At 37.0% G+C, this 22542-nt stretch carries 19 protein-coding genes; 8 read left to right on the top strand and 11 right to left on the bottom strand.

The window, feature by feature from the left end:
• Nucleotides 1-1179, top strand: coding sequence for a Na+/H+ antiporter NhaA (nhaA, locus tag ACL9RH_RS02190; protein ID WP_422691688.1), 1179 nt, complete (start codon nucleotides 1-3; stop codon nucleotides 1177-1179).
• Here nhaA and ACL9RH_RS02185 read toward each other — a convergent pair.
• Entirely contained in the window at nucleotides 1176-2186 is a 1011-nt protein-coding gene (locus ACL9RH_RS02185; protein WP_422691687.1) for a YihY/virulence factor BrkB family protein, read from the bottom strand. The genes nhaA and ACL9RH_RS02185 overlap by 4 nt on opposite strands.
• Before the next feature lie 231 nt (nucleotides 2187-2417).
• On the opposite strand from ACL9RH_RS02185, the gene ACL9RH_RS02180 reads away from it, so the two are divergent.
• A complete protein-coding gene (locus tag ACL9RH_RS02180) occupies nucleotides 2418-2891 on the top strand; it encodes a 23S rRNA (pseudouridine(1915)-N(3))-methyltransferase RlmH (protein ID WP_422691686.1) in 474 nt (157 codons plus the stop codon).
• Nucleotides 2892-2968: 77 nt separating this feature from the next.
• Here the strand turns inward: ACL9RH_RS02180 and ACL9RH_RS02175 are convergent, their stop codons facing one another.
• From ACL9RH_RS02175 to secD, 7 genes are all read right to left on the bottom strand, one after another.
• Nucleotides 2969-3424, bottom strand: a complete 456-nt coding sequence (locus tag ACL9RH_RS02175; protein ID WP_422691685.1) for a tRNA (cytidine(34)-2'-O)-methyltransferase — start codon at nucleotides 3422-3424, stop codon at nucleotides 2969-2971.
• Nucleotides 3425-3544: 120 nt separating this feature from the next.
• Nucleotides 3545-4357 carry a tetratricopeptide repeat protein gene (locus ACL9RH_RS02170; RefSeq protein ID WP_422691684.1) on the bottom strand — a complete coding sequence of 271 codons (813 nt, stop codon included), beginning with the start codon at nucleotides 4355-4357 and terminating at the stop codon, nucleotides 3545-3547.
• Nucleotides 4354-4920 (bottom strand): phosphatase PAP2 family protein, encoded by a 567-nt coding sequence (locus tag ACL9RH_RS02165; RefSeq protein ID WP_422691683.1) that lies wholly within the window; start codon nucleotides 4918-4920, stop codon nucleotides 4354-4356. Before ACL9RH_RS02165 ends, ACL9RH_RS02170 begins: the two co-directional genes overlap by 4 nt.
• A gap of 6 nt (nucleotides 4921-4926) precedes the next feature.
• Nucleotides 4927-5262: a Sec-independent protein translocase subunit TatA/TatB gene (locus tag ACL9RH_RS02160; protein ID WP_422691682.1), complete on the bottom strand. Its 336-nt coding sequence runs from the start codon at nucleotides 5260-5262 to the stop codon at nucleotides 4927-4929.
• Between the two features lie 116 nt (nucleotides 5263-5378).
• The gene (locus ACL9RH_RS02155) at nucleotides 5379-6188 is read right to left on the bottom strand and encodes an arylamine N-acetyltransferase family protein (protein WP_422691681.1); all 810 of its coding nucleotides are present in this window, start codon (nucleotides 6186-6188) and stop codon (nucleotides 5379-5381) included.
• Nucleotides 6189-6311: 123 nt separating this feature from the next.
• A complete protein-coding gene (locus ACL9RH_RS02150; RefSeq protein ID WP_422691680.1) occupies nucleotides 6312-7532 on the bottom strand; it encodes a TCR/Tet family MFS transporter in 1221 nt (406 codons plus the stop codon).
• A gap of 167 nt (nucleotides 7533-7699) precedes the next feature.
• Nucleotides 7700-10609, bottom strand: coding sequence for a protein translocase subunit SecD (gene secD, locus ACL9RH_RS02145; protein WP_422691679.1), 2910 nt, complete (start codon nucleotides 10607-10609; stop codon nucleotides 7700-7702).
• Nucleotides 10610-10825: 216 nt separating this feature from the next.
• On the opposite strand from secD, the gene ACL9RH_RS02140 reads away from it, so the two are divergent.
• Nucleotides 10826-12193 carry a PQQ-dependent sugar dehydrogenase gene (locus ACL9RH_RS02140; RefSeq protein ID WP_422691678.1) on the top strand — a complete coding sequence of 456 codons (1368 nt, stop codon included), beginning with the start codon at nucleotides 10826-10828 and terminating at the stop codon, nucleotides 12191-12193.
• 87 nt (nucleotides 12194-12280) lie between these two features.
• Here ACL9RH_RS02140 and hemN read toward each other — a convergent pair whose 3' ends face one another.
• The 3 genes from hemN to ACL9RH_RS02125 form a co-directional block, all read right to left on the bottom strand.
• A complete protein-coding gene (gene hemN, locus ACL9RH_RS02135; RefSeq protein WP_422691677.1) occupies nucleotides 12281-13639 on the bottom strand; it encodes an oxygen-independent coproporphyrinogen III oxidase in 1359 nt (452 codons plus the stop codon).
• A gap of 174 nt (nucleotides 13640-13813) precedes the next feature.
• The gene (locus tag ACL9RH_RS02130; protein WP_422691676.1) at nucleotides 13814-14824 is read right to left on the bottom strand and encodes a WD40/YVTN/BNR-like repeat-containing protein; all 1011 of its coding nucleotides are present in this window, start codon (nucleotides 14822-14824) and stop codon (nucleotides 13814-13816) included.
• 39 nt (nucleotides 14825-14863) lie between these two features.
• Complete coding sequence (locus ACL9RH_RS02125) at nucleotides 14864-16381, bottom strand: amino acid permease (protein WP_422691675.1); 1518 nt, start codon at nucleotides 16379-16381, stop codon at nucleotides 14864-14866.
• A gap of 165 nt (nucleotides 16382-16546) precedes the next feature.
• Here ACL9RH_RS02125 and pnuC point away from each other — a divergent pair, with 165 nt between their 5' ends.
• From pnuC to ACL9RH_RS02100, 5 genes are all read left to right on the top strand, one after another.
• Nucleotides 16547-17224: a nicotinamide riboside transporter PnuC gene (gene pnuC / locus ACL9RH_RS02120; protein ID WP_422691674.1), complete on the top strand. Its 678-nt coding sequence runs from the start codon at nucleotides 16547-16549 to the stop codon at nucleotides 17222-17224.
• Entirely contained in the window at nucleotides 17221-17922 is a 702-nt protein-coding gene (locus tag ACL9RH_RS02115; protein WP_422691673.1) for a hypothetical protein, read from the top strand. Before pnuC ends, ACL9RH_RS02115 begins: the two co-directional genes overlap by 4 nt.
• Before the next feature lie 91 nt (nucleotides 17923-18013).
• Nucleotides 18014-18781, top strand: a complete 768-nt coding sequence (gene dapF / locus ACL9RH_RS02110; RefSeq protein WP_422691672.1) for a diaminopimelate epimerase — start codon at nucleotides 18014-18016, stop codon at nucleotides 18779-18781.
• Between the two features lie 32 nt (nucleotides 18782-18813).
• The gene (gene mltG, locus ACL9RH_RS02105) at nucleotides 18814-19839 is read left to right on the top strand and encodes an endolytic transglycosylase MltG (RefSeq protein ID WP_422691671.1); all 1026 of its coding nucleotides are present in this window, start codon (nucleotides 18814-18816) and stop codon (nucleotides 19837-19839) included.
• A gap of 132 nt (nucleotides 19840-19971) precedes the next feature.
• Nucleotides 19972-22515 (top strand): TonB-dependent receptor domain-containing protein, encoded by a 2544-nt coding sequence (locus ACL9RH_RS02100; RefSeq protein ID WP_422691670.1) that lies wholly within the window; start codon nucleotides 19972-19974, stop codon nucleotides 22513-22515.
• Nucleotides 22516-22542: the final 27 nt, after the last annotated feature.

Here is a 22542-nt window from a genome sequence, read left to right as displayed (position 1 = left end):
ATGAATTTATCTCTTTATTTTAAAAAATTTTTCAACAACAGCCAGTCTTCAGGAATTATCCTTATTTTCTGTGTGCTCGTTTCATTATTCATTGCCAATTCATCTGTTGCTGAAAGTTTTCAACGGTTTTTAGATCAGCAGGTTGGCACTCACCTTTTCGGGTTGGAATATCCTGTCAGCATATGGATCAATGACGGATTAATGGCTGTGTTTTTCCTGTTGGTAGGACTTGAAATAAAGAGAGAACTTGTAGAAGGAGAACTGTCTTCGTTCAAAAATGCCTCCCTGCCTATCTTTGCAGCAGTGGGAGGAATGCTTGTACCGGCTGTAATTTACACCCTTTTTAACGCTGGTACAGAATACGGCAACGGATGGGGAATTCCTATGGCTACCGACATTGCCTTTTCACTCGCCATCATCTCTATGCTGGGGAAGAAAATTCCGAACTCTATTAAAATATTTTTGGCGGCTTTGGCAATTGTAGATGACCTGGGAGCTATACTTGTGATTGCGATCTTCTATACGGAACAGATTCATTGGACTTATCTTTTACTGTCATTTGGAGTTACGGCGCTATTGTTTCTTTTGAATTTTTTAAAAGTCACAAAAATCATATTTTACCTTATTCCGGGGCTATTTTTATGGTATTTCCTTCATCATTCCGGGATTCATGCCACAATAGCTGGTGTTTTGCTGGCGTTTTCTATTCCAACCAATGCATCCAATGTAGAAATTTCTCCTTTAGAAAAGCTGGAACATAGGCTTCATATTCCTGTAAGTTTTATGATCATGCCTATCTTTGCTCTTACCAATACCAATATTACTTTTTCCAATGATATGGTAGCGGGAGTTACCAGTACGTTGGGGCTAGGAATTATCTGCGGTTTGATATTAGGTAAGCTGATTGGAATTAATCTATTTTCTTTAATCGCTATTAAATTAAAGCTCAGTTCTCTGCCTCAAAACAGCAACTGGACCCAAATGATTGGCGTAGGTCTACTGGCCGGAATTGGGTTTACCATGTCTATCTTTATTGCGCTATTGTCATTTAAAGAAGAAGTTCTTATTCAGGACGAAGCTAAGTTTGCTATTCTTATTGCTTCCTTTATCGCCGCTATTTTGGGATATATGATTTTAAGTATAAGTTCCAAAGGAAATAGTGAACCGGAGGAGGATTAATCTTTCTTCAGGTCACTCAATTTTCTGCGGTGTTCTTCATTGTTGTCAAAATCCGGTTCCGCAATCTGATGATATTGAGTAGTTTCTTTCTCTATTTCGTCTGAAAGAAGTTTTTCTATTCTGAGTTTTCGGATAGCCATATTCAATTCATTTCCGAATAGAAGAAGATATACGTTCACATTTACCCAGACCATCAGTAAAATCATACTTCCGATGGAGCCGTAAAGAACGTTATAACGGGCGATATCTTTTACATAAATAGCGAAGATATAAGTCGTAACCAAAAACAGGACAGTCGTTAAAATTGCTCCGGGCACCGCCTGTCTGAATCTGGTAATCTTTACCGTTCCCAACCAATAAAATAAAGTCAGAAGAATAAAATAAAACAACGGAAACGACACAAAACCAATGATACTGGAAAGGTTGTCTACCAGCCAGGTAATGTCGTAGGCAGGGGTAAAAAGTTTCATAACAACTTCCACATAATACACCCCGAAAAGCGTTAAAAAGACAATGGTAATAAATCCTATTGTAATAAAGAATGAAAGGATAAACTCCTTCACATCACTTAGCTTTTCTGCTGTATTTTCATTAAATCCATTGATCAGGGAAAAAGTACCGTTAGTAGCAAAAACAAGAGCCAGAACAATCGTAAGATTACTGATCCCTTTCATATTGGGAATAATATTGTTTTCAATATATCCTCTTACATCACCTTCCATATTCGAAGGAAAAACATTATGCATTAGTACATCAAAAATATAGAACTGCAATTTATCATAATGCGGCATATAAGGAAGTACCGAAAGCAAAAACAAAATAAATGGAAATAAACTGATGGTAAAGCTCCAGGAAATAGCAGCGGCTTTACGTCCTATTTTCCCTTTGAAAATCCCCGAGATATAGATCTGAAACATCTGCCAAAGCGATATTCCCAAAACAGGAATATGAATGCTATCAAAAAAATCTTGAATCTTCAAAATAAAATTAGGAACCTTTACACCCATCTATTTGTTTGTTTAATACAAATGTAGGGGAATTAAATTAAATAGGGAAAAGATAGGTGGGAGATGTTAGGGAGTTTGAATATGAGTGCGCTTGAGGGGGGCAAAAACAGTTCCCACCCCATGCTCTACAACTAGCAACCAGCCACTAATACCCCACATCCCGAAATCCACACTCAAAACTTGACCTTTACCCTTTGAAATCCTATCTTTGTATTCTGAAACTTCTTATAAATGCGCATCAGTTTACTTTGTATCGGAAAAACAGACGACAAGGAAATCACTTCTTTAATCAATTATTATCTCAACAGGTTACCTAAACACTGGAATTTTGAAATTACAGAAATTCCTGATGTTAAGAATGCTAAAAACCTGTCTTCAGATCTCCTTAAAAAGGAAGAATCTAAGTTATTTCTGAATCATATTGACAAAAATGATCTCGTTGTGATTCTTGATGAAAAAGGAAAACAGTTTACGAGCCGTGAGTTTTCTCAAAAAATTGACACGTGGATGAATTCTTCTGTTAAAAAAGTACATATCCTTATTGGAGGAGCTTATGGTTTTTCAGAAGAAATGTACAGCAGAGCCAACGAAAAGATGTCTTTATCTAAAATGACATTTACCCATCAGATGATCCGTTTGTTTATCGTTGAGCAACTGTATCGGGCTGATCAGATTCTACAGGGAAAACCTTATCATAATGACTAAAGAAACCTTCTGCTTCCAGAAGGTTTCTTTTTTATTGTATACGTTTATTATTTTGAGTATAGCGGTAAATCAATATTTTATATTTTCAAACCGATCTGTCTTTTCGCCTCTCCTACCACAAAAGCCACAGAATTAGCAATATTAAAGCTTCGGATGAGTTTTGACATCGGAATGGTCAAATGGTTTTCAAAACGGTCTAAAACCTCTTTGCTCAACCCTACACTCTCCTTTCCGAATACCAGCCAGTCTCCATCCTGAAAATCTGTCTCCAGGTACGATTTTTCAGCATGTGAGCTCATTAAAAAAACCCGTGACATATCAGGAATCTTTTCAATCCACTCTTCAACGTTGGCATATTCGGTAACATCAAGATGAACCCAGTAATCTAAACCGGAGCGCTTCAGGTTTTTATCGTTAATGATAAATCCAAAGGGATGAATCAAGTGCAGCTTACATTCTGTACCGACACATAATCTTCCGATATTTCCTGTATTATTGGGTATTTCGGGTTCTACAAGAACAACATTCAACATTTTTATGAGTTTTAAAACATTTATACTAAGTTGTTACTTAGCATGGGTATTGATGATCAGAGCATTTTTCCATAAAACGTTTCACTTCATCAGCAAAACATATTATTTAAAAACTATCAATTATTTCTTTATGCATTTGGCGTAATATTCTATCAAAACAGCTTTCTCATAGCCTAACGCGACGGCTTTATCCAGGTTTTCACAAGCTTCTTTAGATTTAGCCGTTTCGAACAGGATCAAGGCTTTACTTACATATGATGGTGCAAATTTAGTATCAATAGATATTGCTTTATTAATGTCCGTAAGAGCTTCTTTATATTTTTTCATTTTAAAATAAACATCTCCGCGACCGTTGTACAACAATGATTCCGGTTTCTCAGCAATAAGCTTGTTGTAGTCTTTTAAGGCTCCATCAAGATCTCCGCTATTTTTCTTTAGATTGGCAAGTCCTGTTTTGGCGAAAATATTATCTGGTGCAAATGTAAGAATCTGATTAAGATCTTTCATAGCAAGATCTGTTTTTCCCTGGCTGTCATAAATCTTGGAACGCGTAAGATACAAATCAGGGTTTTCTGCATTCACTTTAAGCCCTTTTTCTACGTATTCCAATGCTTTGGCCTTATTTCCTTTCTGGCTGTACAGAGAAGCAAGATTTGCATATACGGACACCGACATTGGGTTTGCCTTTAAAGCTGATTCGTAAGATTTAAAAGCAAGAGCCGTTTTTCCCAGCCTCCTTTGAGAAGTTCCCAGGTAATCGTAATATTCAGATTGAAATTTCTGGATTTGTTCTTTTTCTGCCAGTTTAAGATATTGCTCTTCGGCGCATTTATAATCGGCCTTATTGAAACATTCTTCTGCCAGTTTTTTGTCTTGAGCTTTAGCGTTGGATAGGAAACAAATAAATGCTGCAAGTAATAAAGATTTTTTCATGAGTTTATAGTTTGCTTGTTGATCACTTTCTTGGCGAGTGCACCAAATACCACTCCCAATAAAGATCCAACAAACGCTCCCACCAAAATATCAATTGGAAAATGCACTCCTAAATATATTCGGCTGTAGGATACTACTATAGCCCACACAAATATAGCATAAGGAAACCATTTTAGCTTATTTTTCAGCAAAATACTTAAAAAAGAAGCCAAAAAGAAAGTGTTGGAAGCATGTGCGGAATAAAAACCGTACTGCCCACCACATTTTACAATCCTCATATGATGCTCCAGTGTAGGATCGTGACAGGGTCTTAGCCTTGCCACACCATATTTGAAGACACTAGCCAACTGATCTGAAACCGTTGCCCCAAGTGCCAAAAATATAAGAATAAAAACTAAAGATCTTAGTTTGTAATTTTTGTATAAAAAATAAAGGAATATAATATACAGGGGAACCCAGATCCATGTACTGGAAATCAACATCCAGAACTGATCAAAAGAAGAGTCTCCCAAATTATTAAGGTAAAGAAATACCTTTTTATCTTCCTGAATGAGTTCCTCCATACCCTATTATCTGCTTACAGGTCCTTCGTGAGTGTCGTCTTCTGAAGGTTTTAGTTTTGGAGGTTCATTGGTTGCAGCCGGCTCTGTCAGAATATCTTTTTGGATATCGTTCATAGGATTAAAATCCTTGGCAGCATCTTTTACCTTTTCAATTTCACGTTTGATTTCAGATACAGGGTTATCTGTTTCTTTCATAATCTCCGTTTTGATATCTTCTACAGCCCCACGCATTTTTCTAACACCTGCCCCTAGGTCACGTGCGATCTGAGGAAGTTTATCCGGTCCGAATAATACAACGATTGCAATGGCAATGAGTGCCATTTCTCCAATGCTTAATTCCATTCTGTAAAATTACGAAAGATTATACATTTATTTGAGATAAAGTAAAAATTTAAACAAATTTTAAGAATTTTATTCCGTGAAGTAAACAATGCCCACCGGTAATTATATCCTTAATTTTATAGAGGATTAATTTTCTGCTCTTTTTTCAGAGCTTCAATTGCATTTTCTTTGAGTCCGAAAGTATTGGTGAGAATTTCAAACAATTGGGTCTCATTTTTTATAGAAACCGATTCTTTTATTCCATCGTTGGAACGTATGTTCAGGGTGTGATCTGCATACGTATAACGAGCATTGGGATCTACTTTTGAAAGAACTAGATTTTTCCTGAAATTGGACTCCGGATGGGTAGACAAATACCAATTGGCAATTTCCAGATCGAGAGGCTCTACAAATTCCAGCCTAAAACGATAAATAGGAAGCCATTTTTCTTTCCATGTCCAAAGGATATAGACTTCTTCATTTCTGGAAACTTTAAATAAACCGTTGGGAGTTTGTTGCTGGTTTTCTTCATTCAGTAAAATTGGAGCAGTGAGAGTTGCTGTACCAAAACCGCAGTCTGTAATATATTTTTCTCCATTATAATCTACAATGAGTAATAAATGTGTCTGTGCAGCACTGCTGTTTTCGTCTCTTTTCCAGACTACCCTTCCCAGCTGTAATTTAACTTTGAATCCCAGATATTGTAACACTTCGCTTAAAAGAAGGTTTTGCTCATAGCAATATCCTCCTCTGCCATCAGTAACCAATTTTTTAAAAACATTTTCCGGATCTAAGGAAGGGACAACACCTGTATAGGAATCAATATTTTCAAAGGGAATGTATTGGGGATGTAGCTGATGTATTTTAGATAATGTTTCCCAATCAGCTTTAGCTTCACCTGAATAATGGATACGGTTCAGGTATTGTTTTAATTTCAGCTCATCCATACGATCAATTTTAAGAAGATAACTTCATTACAATTTACATAAAATTACCACAGGAAAGCAAAAAATAAGGTTAAGATTTATATTCACCTTAACCTTATCTATTTTAATCCTTAATGGATCTTATTACAACTTTCTTTTTTTCTGAAAAGCAGAGTAAGTCACCACCACACTGATTGCCATTAAGATGAATGCCAAAAAGAACGGTGCTCCTGAAAACTTAAACGGCGCTTCATCATGAGTGAAAAAGTAAAACAGGTTCGTCATCATCGGAGGTCCGATAATAGAGGTCGCACTCATTAAACTCGTTAATGCTCCCTGAAGTTCACCCTGTTCATTGGAAGGAACACTTTTCGTAATAACGGACTGTAATGCCGGCCCACAGATTCCTCCTAAGCAATAAGGAACTAAAAATACAAACATCATCCATCCCTCTGAAGCAAACGCAAACAACAGCATTCCTACGGCATAGAAAGCAAGTCCGTAATAGATGCTTTTCTGCTCTCCAAGTCTGGGAGTTGTCCATCGGATAAGTCCTCCTTGTACAAGCCCTACTAATAATCCTACAACACCTAAGGAGATTCCCACCATTCTTTCTGTCCAATTGAACTTGTACATGGTAAAGAAACTCCAGTTACTTTGTACGGCATGGCCTGCAATATAGATCAGTATTAATGAAACAATCAATCCTGAAATTTCCGGGTGCTTCCCTAAAAACTTGAATGAACCAATAGGATTGGCTCGTTTCCAGTCAAATTCTCTTCTTTTACCTTTATCTAAACTTTCGGGTAGAATAAAGTATCCATAAAGGAAATTAAGCAGACAAAGTCCTGCTGCAGCATAAAAGGGTACTCGGGCCCCATAATGTCCCAAGACACCACCCACAACTGGCCCAATGATGAATCCAAGGCCGAATGCAGCCCCAATCAGGCCAAAGTTTTTGGCACGGTCTTCATCAGTAGAGATATCGGCGATATAGGCACTGGCTGTGGTGACACTTGCCCCAGTAATTCCTGCAATAATTCGTCCTAAAAACAGCCACCAAATTGTGGGAGCTAATGCCAGGAAAATATAATCTACAGCGAATCCGAAAAGTGAGATCAGAATGATAGGTCGTCGCCCATATTTATCACTTAGATTTCCTACCAGCGGTGAAAATATAAATTGTGTAAATGCGTAAGCAAATCCTAACCAGCCTCCATATTTTGCGGCTTCGCTGATGTCTGCATGAATAAGTTCCTCAATAAGTTTAGGAACTACGGGAATGATGATTCCCCATCCTGTAATATCAATCAGTAAAGTAATAAATATAAAGCCAATAGCCGCTTTTTTCTTTGAATTTTCCATGATGGTGCAAAATTAATCAAATCTGAAAAATAATGATTCTAAATTATGAAGAGTTAATGTAAATCTGAAAAGAAGAATCTGAAGTGAATAGACTGTTTTTCTTTTCAAAGGTCATAAAAAAGGCCGTTTCTTTCGAAACGGCCTTTCCTAATTTATTGTAGTTCGTATTACTTTGAAGCAAGTACTTCTTTATCAGAAGTAGTTTTTCCGTGTACTTCATCTTCTTTTCCTGTTTTCAGGAAGTCATAAGCAATTGCTGATGCAATAAAGATGGACGAATAAGTACCGAATCCAATACCGATTAACATCGCAAACATAAATCCTCTCAGGTTGTCTCCACCGAAAATGAAGATTGCCAAGATTACCAGGATCGTAGTAAATGAGGTGTTGAATGTTCTACCCAATGTACTTGAAATAGAGTCATCAAATAAACCTGCCAATGTTAATGATTTTTTCTCTTTCAGATATTCTCTAATTCTGTCGAAGATAATTACCGTATCGTTGATTGAATAACCTAGTACTGTAAGAATCGCAGCGATGAAATCCTGATTGATCTCCATGTTGAACGGCATAAATTTATGAAGCAATGAATATGCTCCTAAGATAATAACCGCATCGTGGAATAGAGCAGCAACCGCTCCTAAAGAGAACTGCCATTTTCTAAATCTCACCAAGATATAGATGAAAATACCCGCTAATGCTGCCACTACAGCAAGAATACCGTGAGTTTTGATATCGTCTGCAACAGTAGGTCCCACTTTCTCAGAAGAAATGATTCCTGCGTGATCTTTATCTGCAGATTTAAACTCAGCTATCGTCATATTTCCAGGTAAGCTGGATTTTAATCCTTCGTATAGTTTCTGCTCAACAGTTTGGTCAGCTTTCAAGGATTCGTCTTCGATAAGGTAATCTGTAGAGATTTTCAACTGCTTGTCGTTTCCGAAAGTTTTAGCTTCTACAGAAGAGTTTTTACCATCTTCAGTCTGGAATACTTTTATCAACTTAGCTTCAACATCTTCAGCGTTTACAGCCTTATCAAATCTTACCACATAGTTTCTTCCTCCTGTAAAGTCGATCCCGTATTTAAATCCGTGGATTGCAATAGAGGCAACACATACAATTGTTAAGATACCAGAAACGATATAAGCATATTTTCTTTTTCCAATGAAATCGATCCAAGTGTTTCTGAAAAGATTTTTTGTAGCTCCTGTCCAAACAGAAAGGTGTTTTCCTTTGTTTAATCTTGAGAAGATCATTACTCTTGAAATCAATACCGAAGTAAAGAATGTCATCAAGATACCGATTCCTAATGTTAATGCGAAACCTTTGATAGGCCCTGTTCCGAAAAGGAATAACACACCTGCTGTTAACAATGTCGTTAAGTGACCATCAACAATTGCATTTAATGCGTGTTTGAAACCGTCTTTGTATGCTTCAAGAATACTTTTTCCTGCGAAAAGTTCTTCTTTGGTTCTTTCATAGATAATTACGTTCGTATCTACCGCCATGGCCATTGTAAGTACAATACCTGCGATACCAGGAAGCGTAAGTGTAGCGTCTACGGAATCCATAATTCCGAAAATGTAGAACAAGTTGATGATCATTGCAATTACTGCATAAACACCTGCTCCACCGTAGTAGAAAATGATATACCCAATAATTAATAAGAATGCGATACCAAATGAAAGAACACCAGCATCAATAGACTCTTGTCCTAATGAAGGACCTACAACTGTAGCCTGAACTACTTTTGCACCTGCTGGTAATTTACCTGCTCCTAATACGTCTACCAATTCTTTAGCTTCTTCCTGAGAGAAGTTACCGGAGATCTGTGTTCTACCGTTAGGAATAGCACCTACAACATTCGGCGCTGTGTATACTCTACCGTCAAGTGTTACAGCAACTGGCTTCCCTACATTCTTCTCAGTTAATGTTTTCCATTCTTTTGCTCCTTTAGAGTCCATCTGCATATCTACTACCACTCTGCTCAACTCATCATAGCTGATGTTTGCGGTTTCAACAGCACCATCTACCGGAGCTTTTTGGTTGATGTTACCTCTGATAGCGTACAATACTAAACTTTCAGTATCAGTAGCTTCAGGCTTGTAACCCCACATAAACTGTGTATATTTAATGTTAGCCGGACGTAAAGACTGACCTACTTTGCTGTTTAAGATTTTGTTTACAGCTGCAGTATCAGATAGTTTTACGTTAGCAACACCATTTGTTCTTAATTTGTCAAGATGTAAAAGATTCATGAAGTTCACATTCTTTGCTACTCCCATAGAATCTCCCTTTGCAGCAACCATAGTTGTCAAAGTCTGGAAATAAGGCGCAATTTCAGGAACCTGCTGTACTTCCCAGAACTGAAGTTTTGCAGAAGTCTGAAGCATTTTCTTCACTTTATCGATGTCCTTCATACCAGGCATTTCCACAGAAATTCTAGCAGTACCAGGAACTCTCTGAACGTTTGGCTGCACAGCACCCATTTTATCAATTCTCGTTCTGATTACCTCAAAAGCTGTTCCTACAGATGCATCAATTTTTCTTTTAACAATGCTTTTTACCTGCTCATCAGGCGTGTTGTACTTTACCTCAGTAAGAGTGGTATTTCCGAAGATTTCCGGATCTGCCAACTTCAGGTTGGTACCTTTAGCTTTGTTTACTACATCGAATTGCTCAAAGAAATTATCAATGTAAGCTTTTGTAGAATTCTTCTGTGCTTCATCAGTTTTGTTTAAAGCCTCGATAAGAACAGGGTTTGTAGAATAATTGGTTAAATCATTCACAAGATCTCTTTGGTTGATTTCCAAAAGAACGTTGATCCCTCCTTTCAAGTCAAGACCAAGTTTCATTTCCTTGTCTTTGGCTTTAGTGTAATAAAGTTTTGTGAATCCTAGATTCAAAGTATCCTTAGAAAGTTTTGCAATTTCTTTCTGATACTTCTCCGGATTGTCTCCTGCAATAGCAGTTGCCTGCTTTTCAATTTTGCTGGCGTACCATGTTGGTAATAGCTCGTTTAAGCAAATCAACCCTAGTACAATAGCGACAATTGTAATAAGTCCTTTTCCTTGCATTTTGTTATAACTACGTTAAATTAAGTCGGCAAATATAATGATTTTCTTGTATTTTATGAATTTTTGGCAACAGAAATGGTTTATTTTCAGATATATTGGTATTCTGATTTCGATTTAAGATTCAACAATTTTTCTATAATATCATAATGAAGTTTTCAAAATCCGATTGGTATAAAATTTTCATACATAATTCAACACACTAATCATCAAGATATTATGAAAAAACTACTTTTTACCATTAGTATTTTTTCTTCCTTAATTGTTAATTCTCAAAGCATTAATTTGGAAGAATTTGTTACGGGGCTTACCAGTCCTGTAGAGATTACGAACGCTAATGACAGCAGGCTTTTTGTTGTCCAGCAGAACGGTATCATTAAAATTATTCAACCCAACGGGACAATTAACACGACTAATTTTCTGAATATTGGTTCGAAAATTGTTTTTGGCGGCGAAAGAGGTCTTTTGGGACTTGCGTTTCATCCACAATACTCTACCAACGGGTATTTTTTTGTGTATTACAACAACCCTTCAGGAAACATTACTGTTGCCAGATACAGTGTAAGCTCCACCGATCCTAACGTAGCTGATCCTGCCTCCGAAAAAATACTTCTGAACATCCCCAAGCCATTCGATAATCACAATGGAGGAAGCATTCATTTTGCTCCTGACGGAAAATTATGGATCATTACCGGAGATGGAGGAAGCGGAAATGACCCGAACAATAATGCCCAAAACAAAAATTCTTTCCTCGGAAAAATGTTAAGAATAGATGTGGACGCTACAGGTCCTTACAATATTCCTCCAGACAATCCTTTTGCAGGAGCAGGTGTAGATGGTTTGGACGAGATATGGGCATACGGCTTACGAAATGCATGGAAATTTTCCTTTGATCTTACTACCGGAAATGCCATGATTGCAGATGTGGGACAGGGCGCTATAGAAGAAATCAATAAAATGCCTATTACACAGGCCGGTTTAAACTATGGCTGGCGCTGCTATGAAGGAAATACCCCCAACATTACTGGCGGTTGTGCGGCACAGTCTACGATGACATTTCCTGTTGCGGTATATGATCATTCAGGGGGAAAATGTTCCATTACAGGAGGATATGTTTACCGGGGAACACAATATCCGGCACTTCAGGGAAAATATTTCTTTGCAGATTACTGCTCTACCCAAATCGGGATACTGGATTCTAATAATGCTATCACATGGACTTCTGCTTACAGTGGGAATAATTTTTCAACCTTTGGGCAGGATTATCAGAAAGAATTATATGTAGCAGCCGTAAACAGCGGAAAAATCTTTAAAATATCAACAGGCACTTTAAGCACTCAGGAAAATACATTAACGAGTATTAAAGTTTACCCTAATCCTGCCTCAAAAGAGATTTTTATTGATGGAATTAAAGATAAAAAAGCAACACTGGAAATCATTAGTGCAGAAGGAAGAAAAGTACTGGAAACAGATCAGATTATTAATGGAAAAGGAATTAATATTTCCGGAATTCCAGCAGGAGTTTATTATATTAATTTAAAATCCGGGGAACTGAAATCCTATAGTCAAAAATTAATCATCAAATAAAACCGGTGTAAACGGAGCGCTAAGTTTTTTAAAATTCTGTAAAAAGAACTCAATAAAAAAGCGGTTCAAAACTGAACCGCTTTTATTTTATATTGTCATTGAGAAAATCCTCGTTTCCGGTTTATTTCTCATCATTCTCAAGTCAAAAACCATGGCAACATTTCTGGTGAATGCTCTTCCGGCTTCGGTAATTTTCACTTCCGTTCCATTGATCTCCACCAATCCGTCATTTTCCATTTCTTTCAGCATATCCAATGCGTTTTCAAGTTCAGGGAAAGAATTGTTTACATCGAATTTGGTTTCAAGCTGGCACATCAGGTTCAGAATATGTCTTCTCACCGTTAAGTCTTCTTCATTCAGAATATGTCCTTTTACTACAGGAATCTGACCTTCTTCCACCATCTTTTGATATTCTTCCACCGTTTTCACATTCTGTGCAAAAGCATACCATGAATCTGAAATAGCAGACATTCCAAGTCCTACCATCAGTTGGGTATTGCTTGAAGTATATCCCATGAAATTTCTGTGCAGTTTTTTATGAATCAAAGATTGGTACAGATCATCATGTTCTAAAGAGAAATGATCCATTCCCACCTCGATATATCCTAAATCCTGAAGCAGTTTTTTACCATCTTCGTACAGACGGCGTTTTTCTTCTCCACTTGGCAAATCATTTTCATCAAACCCTCTCTGTCCTACTCCTTTCACCCATGGAACGTGTGCGTAAGAATAAAAAGCTAATCGATCCGGCTTCAGCTCCATTGTTTTTCGGATCGTATGCTCCATCGCTTCCCAAGTCTGATGAGGAAGTCCAAAAACAAGATCATGGCTGATTCCTCTATATCCAATTTCCTTTGCCCATTCTGTCACATTTTTAACGTTTTCGAACGGCTGGATTCTGTTGATGGCTTTCTGTACTTTCGGATCGTAATCCTGAACCCCAAAGCTTACTCTTCTGAAACCAAGATCATATAAAGTCTGAAGATGCTCTCTTGTCGTATTATTGGGATGGCCTTCGAAAGAAAACTCAGGATGTTCTGCAATATCTACGGATGAAAAAATCCCCTCCAGCAATGTTCTTAAATTTTCAGGCGAGAAAAACGTAGGAGTACCGCCTCCAAGATGTAATTCTTTTAATTTCGGTTTTTCATTGAAAAGCTCTAGATAAAGTTTCCACTCTTTTAAAACACTTTCCAGATAAGGTACTTCAACACTATGCTGTTTGGTAATACGCTTATGGCAGGCACAGAATGTACACAACGCCTCGCAGAAAGGCAAATGGATGTAAATAGAAATTCCCTCCTCTGCATTACTTTCATGAAAAGACCTGATTACACTTTCCTTCCATCCTTCCGGTGAAAATGTTGTTTCATCCCAATAAGGAACGGTAGGATAAGAGGTGTAACGTGGCCCGGGAATATTATACTTATCTATTAAAGAGTTCATTTTGAAAATTAAAATTTTAGGGTGTGGAATGTAACTGTATTAAATTCCATCCTACAAAATTAACCATTAGTTATGAATTTTAGCCTATGAATTATATTAGGTTCTATTTTATAATGAGTCTAAATACGTATGATCAGCCTTTTGCAAAATAGTGATAAATTCTATTCCTGATATTTAAAATTTTAATGTCATGACCGCTATTCTATCTTTTCCTGCAAAAACGACATGATTGCCATCGATCCATTGACAAACAAAAAAACCTTTTTCATCCGAAATTTTCTTCCAGGTCTTTCCGAAATCTGAAGAATAGCTGACATGCTGATCACCTACCGCAATAATCTCCTTCCCTTTTGAACCGGGTTTTATTTTAACACAGGTCGTATATCCTGCATTCTGTCCTGAAGCCTGAATCTGCCAGGTTTCTCCAGCATCGTAGGTTGTTGCAATATTGTTGATATTGGCCTCCTGTTTGGTATAATCTCCTCCTACGGCTATTCCAAAACGATCGTCATAAAAATCGATAGAATACATTCCCTGAGAAGATTCTCCCTGAATAAAAGGAGTATTGAAAATCTCAAACTTTTCATCTTTTAGATTCATTCTTAAGATTCTCGAAGCTTTCCCTCCTGTTGCAACCCAAAGATATTTTTTAGAGGATGAAATATTGGTATTACTGGCAGCAAAAGCAGCTTCACCTTGGTTTAGTTTTATATTGTTCTCAAAGAAGCTCCACTCTCCATTTTTGTACATCGTCAGCTTTAATCTATTATCATCAGTATCACTAAAAGCGAAAGCCAGTTTTTCATCAACAAAATGAAAAGCATCATAAAACGCGGCTTTACTTACATCCGTAAATACTATTCTGGACTTTAAACTCTTCTTATCAATCTTAAAAAAATACGCAGGACTAGCAATATTCGCAGCATACATTGAATCTTTGTCCTGAGCTAGTGTTCTAAACTCAAGTTTATCTTCAAAAAGCCTCAGTTGTTTCTTCTTTTTATAATCTTTAAGATCCACAAACCCAAACTTGGAATCTGTACCGCTGTACCATACTTTATGATCATACAGTTCAAGGGCTCTGATGCTTATCTTATCATTTAAAATGGTTTCAATACTTTCTACTTGTTGTGAAAAAGCGTTGCATCCTAGCGATAAAAGTAAAATGGTGATTATTTTTTTCATAGTGATTCAATAAAAAAACCGCCGAAGCGGTTTGTGTTATTATTCTGCGTCCTGATATTTTTCAGGGTTGTTCAATTTACTGTTTGATTTTCCATAAAGGAAATAAACCAATCCTCCTAAGAATAGCCATACTGCAGACAATTCCAATGCATGAGCACTTAGGTTCAATATTAAATATAGGTTGATTACAACACCTAATGCCACAACAACTTTATAAGCAGGAACTTTGAAAGGTCTGATCAAATTAGGTTCTTTTTTTCTCATTACCCAAACGGCAATACAAACCAGTGTAAATGCAAACAGGGTTCCGAAACTTGTCATGTCAGCTAATGTTGAAATAGGCGTGAAAGCCGCAATAAATGCCACTACAACTCCTAATAAAATAATTCCTTTGTAAGGTGTTTTTGTCTTTGGGTGAAGCTGTCCGAAGAATTTCGGGATCAGACCGTCTTTAGACATTCCGATGAAGATTCTTGACTGTCCCATCATCATTACCATTACTACGGAAATCAATCCAACAGTAGCAGCAATCGTTACAACATTACTCGCCCAGTGTTTTCCTGCGATTTCAAATGCATAGGCTACAGGAGCTTTAATAGCGTCAGGATATTTTCCTTCAGGATTAAAGTCTGTATAATGCATCATCCCTGTTAATACTAGAGATACACAGATATAAAGCGCAGTACATACCAATAATGAAGCAATAATCGCGAAAGGTACATCTTTCTTAGGATTGATGGCCTCTCCTGCTTGTGTAGAAACAGCATCAAAACCGATATAAGCAAAGAAAATAGCCGCTGCTCCGGAAATAATTCCTTTAATACCATAAGCCGATACCAAATCTCCTTCAGAATTCTTAATTTTTATCTGATCCGGAATAAAAGGTTTCCAGTTTTTCACTCCGTCAACAGCGTTATAAAGATCTGTATTAGAGAAAATAATATATACTCCGGCAATAATCACGAAGATTACAGCAGAAGTTTTCATTAAAACAATCAGGTTATTGGCTCCTGCAGCTTCTTTAGTTCCTTTTACCAATAATGCGGTAATCAAAAGAACAAGAATAAAGGCAGGCAGGTTCATAGAGAAACCGTCTCCCGTATAACTTGCCGGGTCAGAAGTAAGATAAGCCGGCAAATGAACATTGAAAATTTTCAGAAATTTGTTAAAATAGCCGGACCAACTCACCGAAACGGCCATACTCGCCATGGCATATTCCAGAATGAGACACCAGCCCATGGCCCAGGCAAAAATTTCCCCTACTGTTCCATACGCATAAGCATAGGCAGAACCTTCTACAGGAATAATAGATGCAAACTCAGCATAGCATAATGCCGCAAAAACGCAGGCGATCCCTGCAATGATAAAGGAAATTGCAAGTGCAGGACCTGCGTGATAATAGGCTCCTGTTCCCGTAAGAACAAAGATTCCACCACCAATGATAGCGCCCACTCCAATTGCTGTTAAACTCCATTTTCCAAGGACTTTTTTCAGCTCACTTTTCTTCATATCTGCCTCATAGGCACTTAGTGGCTTTTTAACCCAAATTTTCGACATGTTTTTTTATTTATTAAGGATTTACGAAAATATAAAAATTTTAGAAACTCTCACGTTTATCGGCAAATTTTACTCATTTATTTTACATTAAAGGTTCAAAAACCTGACTAACACTTGGTTGAAAAGTATTTCTCAGAGTCTTAATTTTTGTTTAATTTTGATCGCATGAATGTATATGATCTTTTTGTAAAGCCCTATGAAGACTACAATGCTTTACAGATTATACTGGAAGCTTCGGGAGCAATCTTCGGAACGCTGAGTGTTTATTTCTCTATCAGAAAAAATATCTGGGTATACCCTACCGGAATCATTTCTACGCTGATTTATGTTTATATTCTGTTCAACTTTGGGTTATTGGGTGACTGTCTCATCAATGTTTATTATTCTGTGATGAGTATTTATGGATGGGTTCTTTGGGCAAAAAACTCCGAAGATCATGTACATGTGGATGTCACCTGGGCGAGCAAAAGAGAATTGTTCTTTGCGGTGATCCTTTTCATTCTGAGTTTGGCGCTCGTTACTCTTATTTATTATTATAAACCTTATATAGATAATCAATTTTCAATGGAAGGAACCAGCCTAGGATTATATCATTTGGATTGGGCCAATTGGATGGATGTCTTCACAACTTCCATATTTTTAGTCGGAATGTGGTTTATGGCCAAACAGCGCATTGAGAACTGGATTTTCTGGATTATAGGTGATCTTATTTGTATCCCAATGATGATTTTTAAGGGACTTGGAATCACTTCGGTTCAATATTTGGTATTTACTATAATGGCTATCGTAGGATATCTCAATTGGAAAAAAAGTTTTAAAGAAAAAAAGTACATAAAGTCATGAAAAATTTATTAAAAATAGCACTCAGTATTTTTGCTATTACCAGTTTAACATCTTGTTTAGCATACAGCGACGGATATGGAAGCAATGGTGGCTATGGAGATCCTTATTACAATAACGGATACTACTACGCACCTTCCGGATATTACGGAAGTGGTGGATATTGGGGTAATGACGGCTATTATTACAGAAATAATGTGAATTATTACTATGACAACGGCATCCCTTATTATTACTACAACTATAATAACACCAGAAGAAAAGTATATGTAGAAAGAAGATCCAACACCATTACTACACAGAGAGAAAATAATGGCTTCCGAAATAGTGGAAATTCTTATAACAATAATGGTAACAGACCCAACAACAGTGGCGGGTTCCGAAATTCAAACAGCGGATATCAGAACAACCAGGGCAATCAAAACACTGGAAGTTTCAGAAACCAAAACAGCGGAAGTACGAACAGCGGCGGATTCAGAAATTCGAACAGCGGCTATCAGAACAACCAGGGTTCTCAAAACAACGGCAGCTTCAGAAACCAAAGCAGTGGTTTCCAGAACAACCAGGGAACTCAGAACAGTGGCGGATTCAGAAGTACTGAAAGCACAAGATCAGAATCTTCCGGAAGTTTCAGGAATAACACAAGCACCCAAAGCACTGAATCAAACAGACAACAGAGCGGCGGACGAGGCTTTAGATAAAACGATTATAAATAACAAAACGAACAGCTAACACTGTTCGTTTTTCATTTTAAATATACTAATTTTGCTTCTTCATTTTAGACAAAAAAATATGGAATTTTATAAATATCAGGGAACCGGGAATGATTTTGTAATGGTAGACAACCGTGATCTTCAATTCCCTAAAGATAAAAATACAATAGAAAAGCTTTGTGACAGACGTTTCGGAATAGGTGCCGATGGACTTATCCTTCTTGAAAACGATCCTCAGTACGATTTCAAAATGGTGTATTACAATTCTGATGGTGGCGAAAGTACCATGTGTGGTAACGGAGGAAGATGTCTTGTGGCTTTTGCCTTCTTTCTTGATATTTTTGAAGATAAATGCAAGTTTATCGCCATAGACGGAGAACATGAAGCTGAAATTCATAACGGAATCATCAAACTCAAAATGATCGACGTAGATACTGTATCTCATGACGGAAATGACTTTGTTCTGAATACCGGATCTCCTCATTATGTAAAATATGTACAGGATCTTAAAGATTATCACGTCTATGATGAAGGATATGCTATCAGAAATTCTGAAAATTATAAAGAAAAAGGCATCAATGTCAACTTTGTGGAAAAAATTTCTGATCAGGAAATATTTGTAAGAACCTATGAACGAGGCGTTGAGGACGAAACTTACAGTTGCGGAACAGGAGTTACAGCTTCTGCTTTAACTTTTCTTGAAAAACATAATCTAACCTCTGTAAAAGTTAAAACCCTGGGTGGAAACCTTAAGGTATATGCTGAAAAAAACGGAGATTCTTTCCAGAAAATATGGTTGGAAGGTCCGGCAAAGCAAGTTTTTAGAGGTAAGGCAGATCTTCTTTAAAAACAGAAAACTTTTAATCAACATATTTAAGAATGAAAAAAGCAATTCTCATTATCATTCTGCTTGTATTTGTAGTGGCAGGATTTTTTGGTTTGAGATTTTATAATAAATATTTAGGAAGCAACGTAGAAAAAGAAGGCTATGTTCTGATCCCTCATAAAGCAGGTTTCAAACAGATTCTGGATTCTATTGCTCCTTACATCAAAGACAGGGAATCTTTTGAAGCAGTAGCGAAAGAGAAAGGTCTTGATGCCAATTTTAAGGCTGGGCGTTATCATATTCAGAGCGGAACAGGAAACAAAGACCTTGTGAATATGATTAAAGCTGGAAATCAGACGGCTAATTCTTTCAGAATCGGAGATTTTGGAGATATGTACCAGATGATTGGCAAAGTGAGCAAAAAAACAGAACTTGACTCTTTGCATTTTGTAAAGGATCTTGATGCTGTAGCAAAAGAGAAAGGCTATAAAGATGTGGAGGATTTGAAAAAATATTTTTTCATTGATACCTATAACTTCTTCTGGACCGTAAGTCCGAGAGAATTTTTCGCAAAATTTGAAAATCAGTATAATGATTTCTGGACCAGCGAAAGAGAAAGTAAAGAAAAACAGTCGGGACTTTCAAGAGACCAGATTTATGCTCTGGCTTCTATTGTATACAAAGAATCCGGCGGAAAAAAAGACGAAATGAGAACAATTGCAGGATTATATTTAAACCGTTACAGAAAAGGCATGAAGCTTCAGTCTGATCCTACGGTAATCTATGCGATCAATAAACAAACTAATTTTAAAGAATCTATTAAAAGAGTATTTTATAAGCATTTGTCTACACCATCACCTTATAATACCTATGCTAATGCAGGAATTCCTCCGGGACCTATCTGTGTTGTAGATAAAAATTCGGTGGATGCTGTTTTGGATGCGGAAAACAACAATTATATATTCATGTGTGCTGACCCTGCAAGACTGGGATATCATAAGTTTACAGCAAGTGCTGAGGAACACGCAATTAATGCTAAAGCGTATCAGGACTGGCTCAATTCAAAGAATATAAAATAAGCTTAAAAAGCACCTAAAAAATTTAACAGCTAGAAAAAATAAAAAGATCATAATATTTTGAAAATCAAATAAATACTGAAATTCAAAATATTAAGGGTTATCCTTTCACGATTTTATACAAAAAAATAACCTATGAAGAATAAGACAGAAATTGTCAATATTTTCACAAGAAAAACTTTAGGACTTACCTTCGTACTTTCGGCAGCCGCGCTAGCTTTTGCTCAGGAAAAGGCAGGGGTTTCGGGAACTATTGTCAACAAGAAAAATCAGCCGGTTCCTTATGCCTCTGTAACATTCAGCAACAAAGCTAACAAATCTTTAAGTGACGCTGTACTTACCGATGAAAAAGGACAGTACAAAATTCAGTTAACTCCCGGCGATTATGACATTGCGGTAGAAGCTATCGACTACAAAAAAAGCATCGTTAATAAAAGCATCGCAGCATCCGGTAATATTGGAGCATTATCTATAGAGCCTGAAGCGACGACAACCCTTGACGGCAAGACTAATGAAATCCAAGGAATCGTAATCACTGCTGCTTCTACTAAGCCTTATAAAGTAGAGCTTGATAAAAAAACCTATGACCCATCACAGGATATTGTCAGCAAAGGAGGAAATTTACAGGATGTCCTTACCAATGTTCCATCAGTTTCTGTAGATACAGACGGAACGGTTTCTATGAGAGGAAGTTCTAATGTGAAGTTCCTTATTAATGGTAAACCTTCAGCATTATTGGGGATTGATGACGGAGCCAATGCTTTACAGAGTATTCCTGCGGATCAGATCGACAGAATTGAAGTTATCACCAACCCTTCATCCAAATTTGAAGCCAGTGGAACAGCAGGTATCCTGAATATTATTTTAAAGAAAAATAAAAAGACAGGATTCAACGGAAGTGTAACCGGAACATTAGGTTATCTTCCACAGACTGCACTTAACACCAACTTAAGCTGGAGAAAAGGTAAATTCACGTGGTTCCTGAATGGAGGCGGTGGCTATAGAGAGTCTAAGAACACCAATAGAACTGATGCGTTATTCAGCAGTGGTATCAACAGAGAGACTCATAACGAATCCATCAGCAAAAGCAAAAACGACAATTATAATGCTACCGGAGGAATTACCTATGATATCTCTGAGAAAACATCAGTAAATGCTTCGGGAACGGTAAGAACTTTCGACAGCGATAATACAGGAAATATCAATTATTTTGATAGTCCTTTTGCGGGAGGAACTATTTTCAGACAGAGAGCAAGTTTAGGAAATGGAAATAATCTTGCTTTTCAGGGAGATTTCGGTTTAGATCACAAGTTTGATGATAAAGGACAAAACTTATCTCTTTCATTAAGTTTACAGAGAAACCGATCCAATACAGACAGCAATATCAACGATACTAAAAATGGTGAATTTCAGCTTTTAAATCTTATAGATCAGAATACAATCAATAAGTCTGTTATTGCCAAGGCTGATTATGAGCTTCCTCTTGGGGAAAATTCCAAACTGGAAGCAGGTTATAGGTTAGATACCAATAATAATGATTACAGCAATCAAGTACAACAAAGCACTACTAATAATCCGTCAGCACCTGGTCTGGATTATCTTAAAAAGTATACATATGATGCTACTTATAAAGAAATGTTCAATGCTTTCTATCTCCAGTTTAAAAGCAAGATAGGGAAATTGGGCTATCAGCTTGGTCTTAGAGACGAGGTTTCCAATGTGGACATCAATTATGTGAACCGTGATGGTGATGCAATCATCAAGTCTAAAAATTACAATAATCTTTTCCCAAGTGTGTTTTTAAGCTATGACATTGCAAAAGATAACCAATTCTTAGTTAACTACTCAAGAAGAATTGACCGTCCGCGTTCTTTTTTCCTAATTCCTAATCCGAATTATAGCGACAACCAGAACATCTTTGACGGGAATATTGATTTAAACCCTTCTTATGTTGATTCTTATGAGATAGGATATAACTTTTCCAAAAAGACTTTCAATATCAATCCTACATTATATTACAGACACACTACTGATGATGTAAAAATGTTGGTATATGATCAGGAAGCAACTACTACTATAAATGGGGTTAACCAGACTTTAACGACTTTCCATACAAAGCCTATCAACCTTGGAACGGATGATCGTATCGGTATGGATCTTAACTTCAGCTGGGACGCTACGAAATGGTTAAAATTCTTAGGAAATGTTGATGTGTTCAGATATAAAACAGATGGTGTTTATTTTGACCCGGAGATTATGAAAGAACCAACCTCTTTTGAAGGTAAAGGCTTTTCTTCAAGAGCAAGACTGACTTCTACCTTTAAGGTTGACAAAACATTCAGCTTCCAGCTTCAAGGGTTCTACAGAGGAGCTCAGAAAACTCAAAGTATTGACAGAAAAGATATGTATGCATTAAGCCTTGGTGCCTCCAAAACAATATGGAGCGGAAATGGTACAATAAGCTTCAACATTCAGGACATATTCAATACAAGAGCTATGAGATCTACAGCCTATGGACCGAACTACGTAAGAGACAACTACATGCAGTGGCAACCGAGACAATTCGCGCTATCCCTTACATATAGATTCAAACAAGGAGAGAAAGTTGATCAGCCTAAAAAGAAAAAAGATATTAATTCTAATGCAGCTGGTGACGACCAACAAGGTAGCCCGATGTAATACAAAAAAATCCCGAAAATTACTTTT

This window comes from Chryseobacterium sp. Mn2064 (genome assembly GCF_049319685.1).
Classification (GTDB): Bacteria; Bacteroidota; Bacteroidia; order Flavobacteriales; family Weeksellaceae; genus Chryseobacterium.
This window is presented reverse-complemented; position numbering and strand designations above follow the sequence as displayed.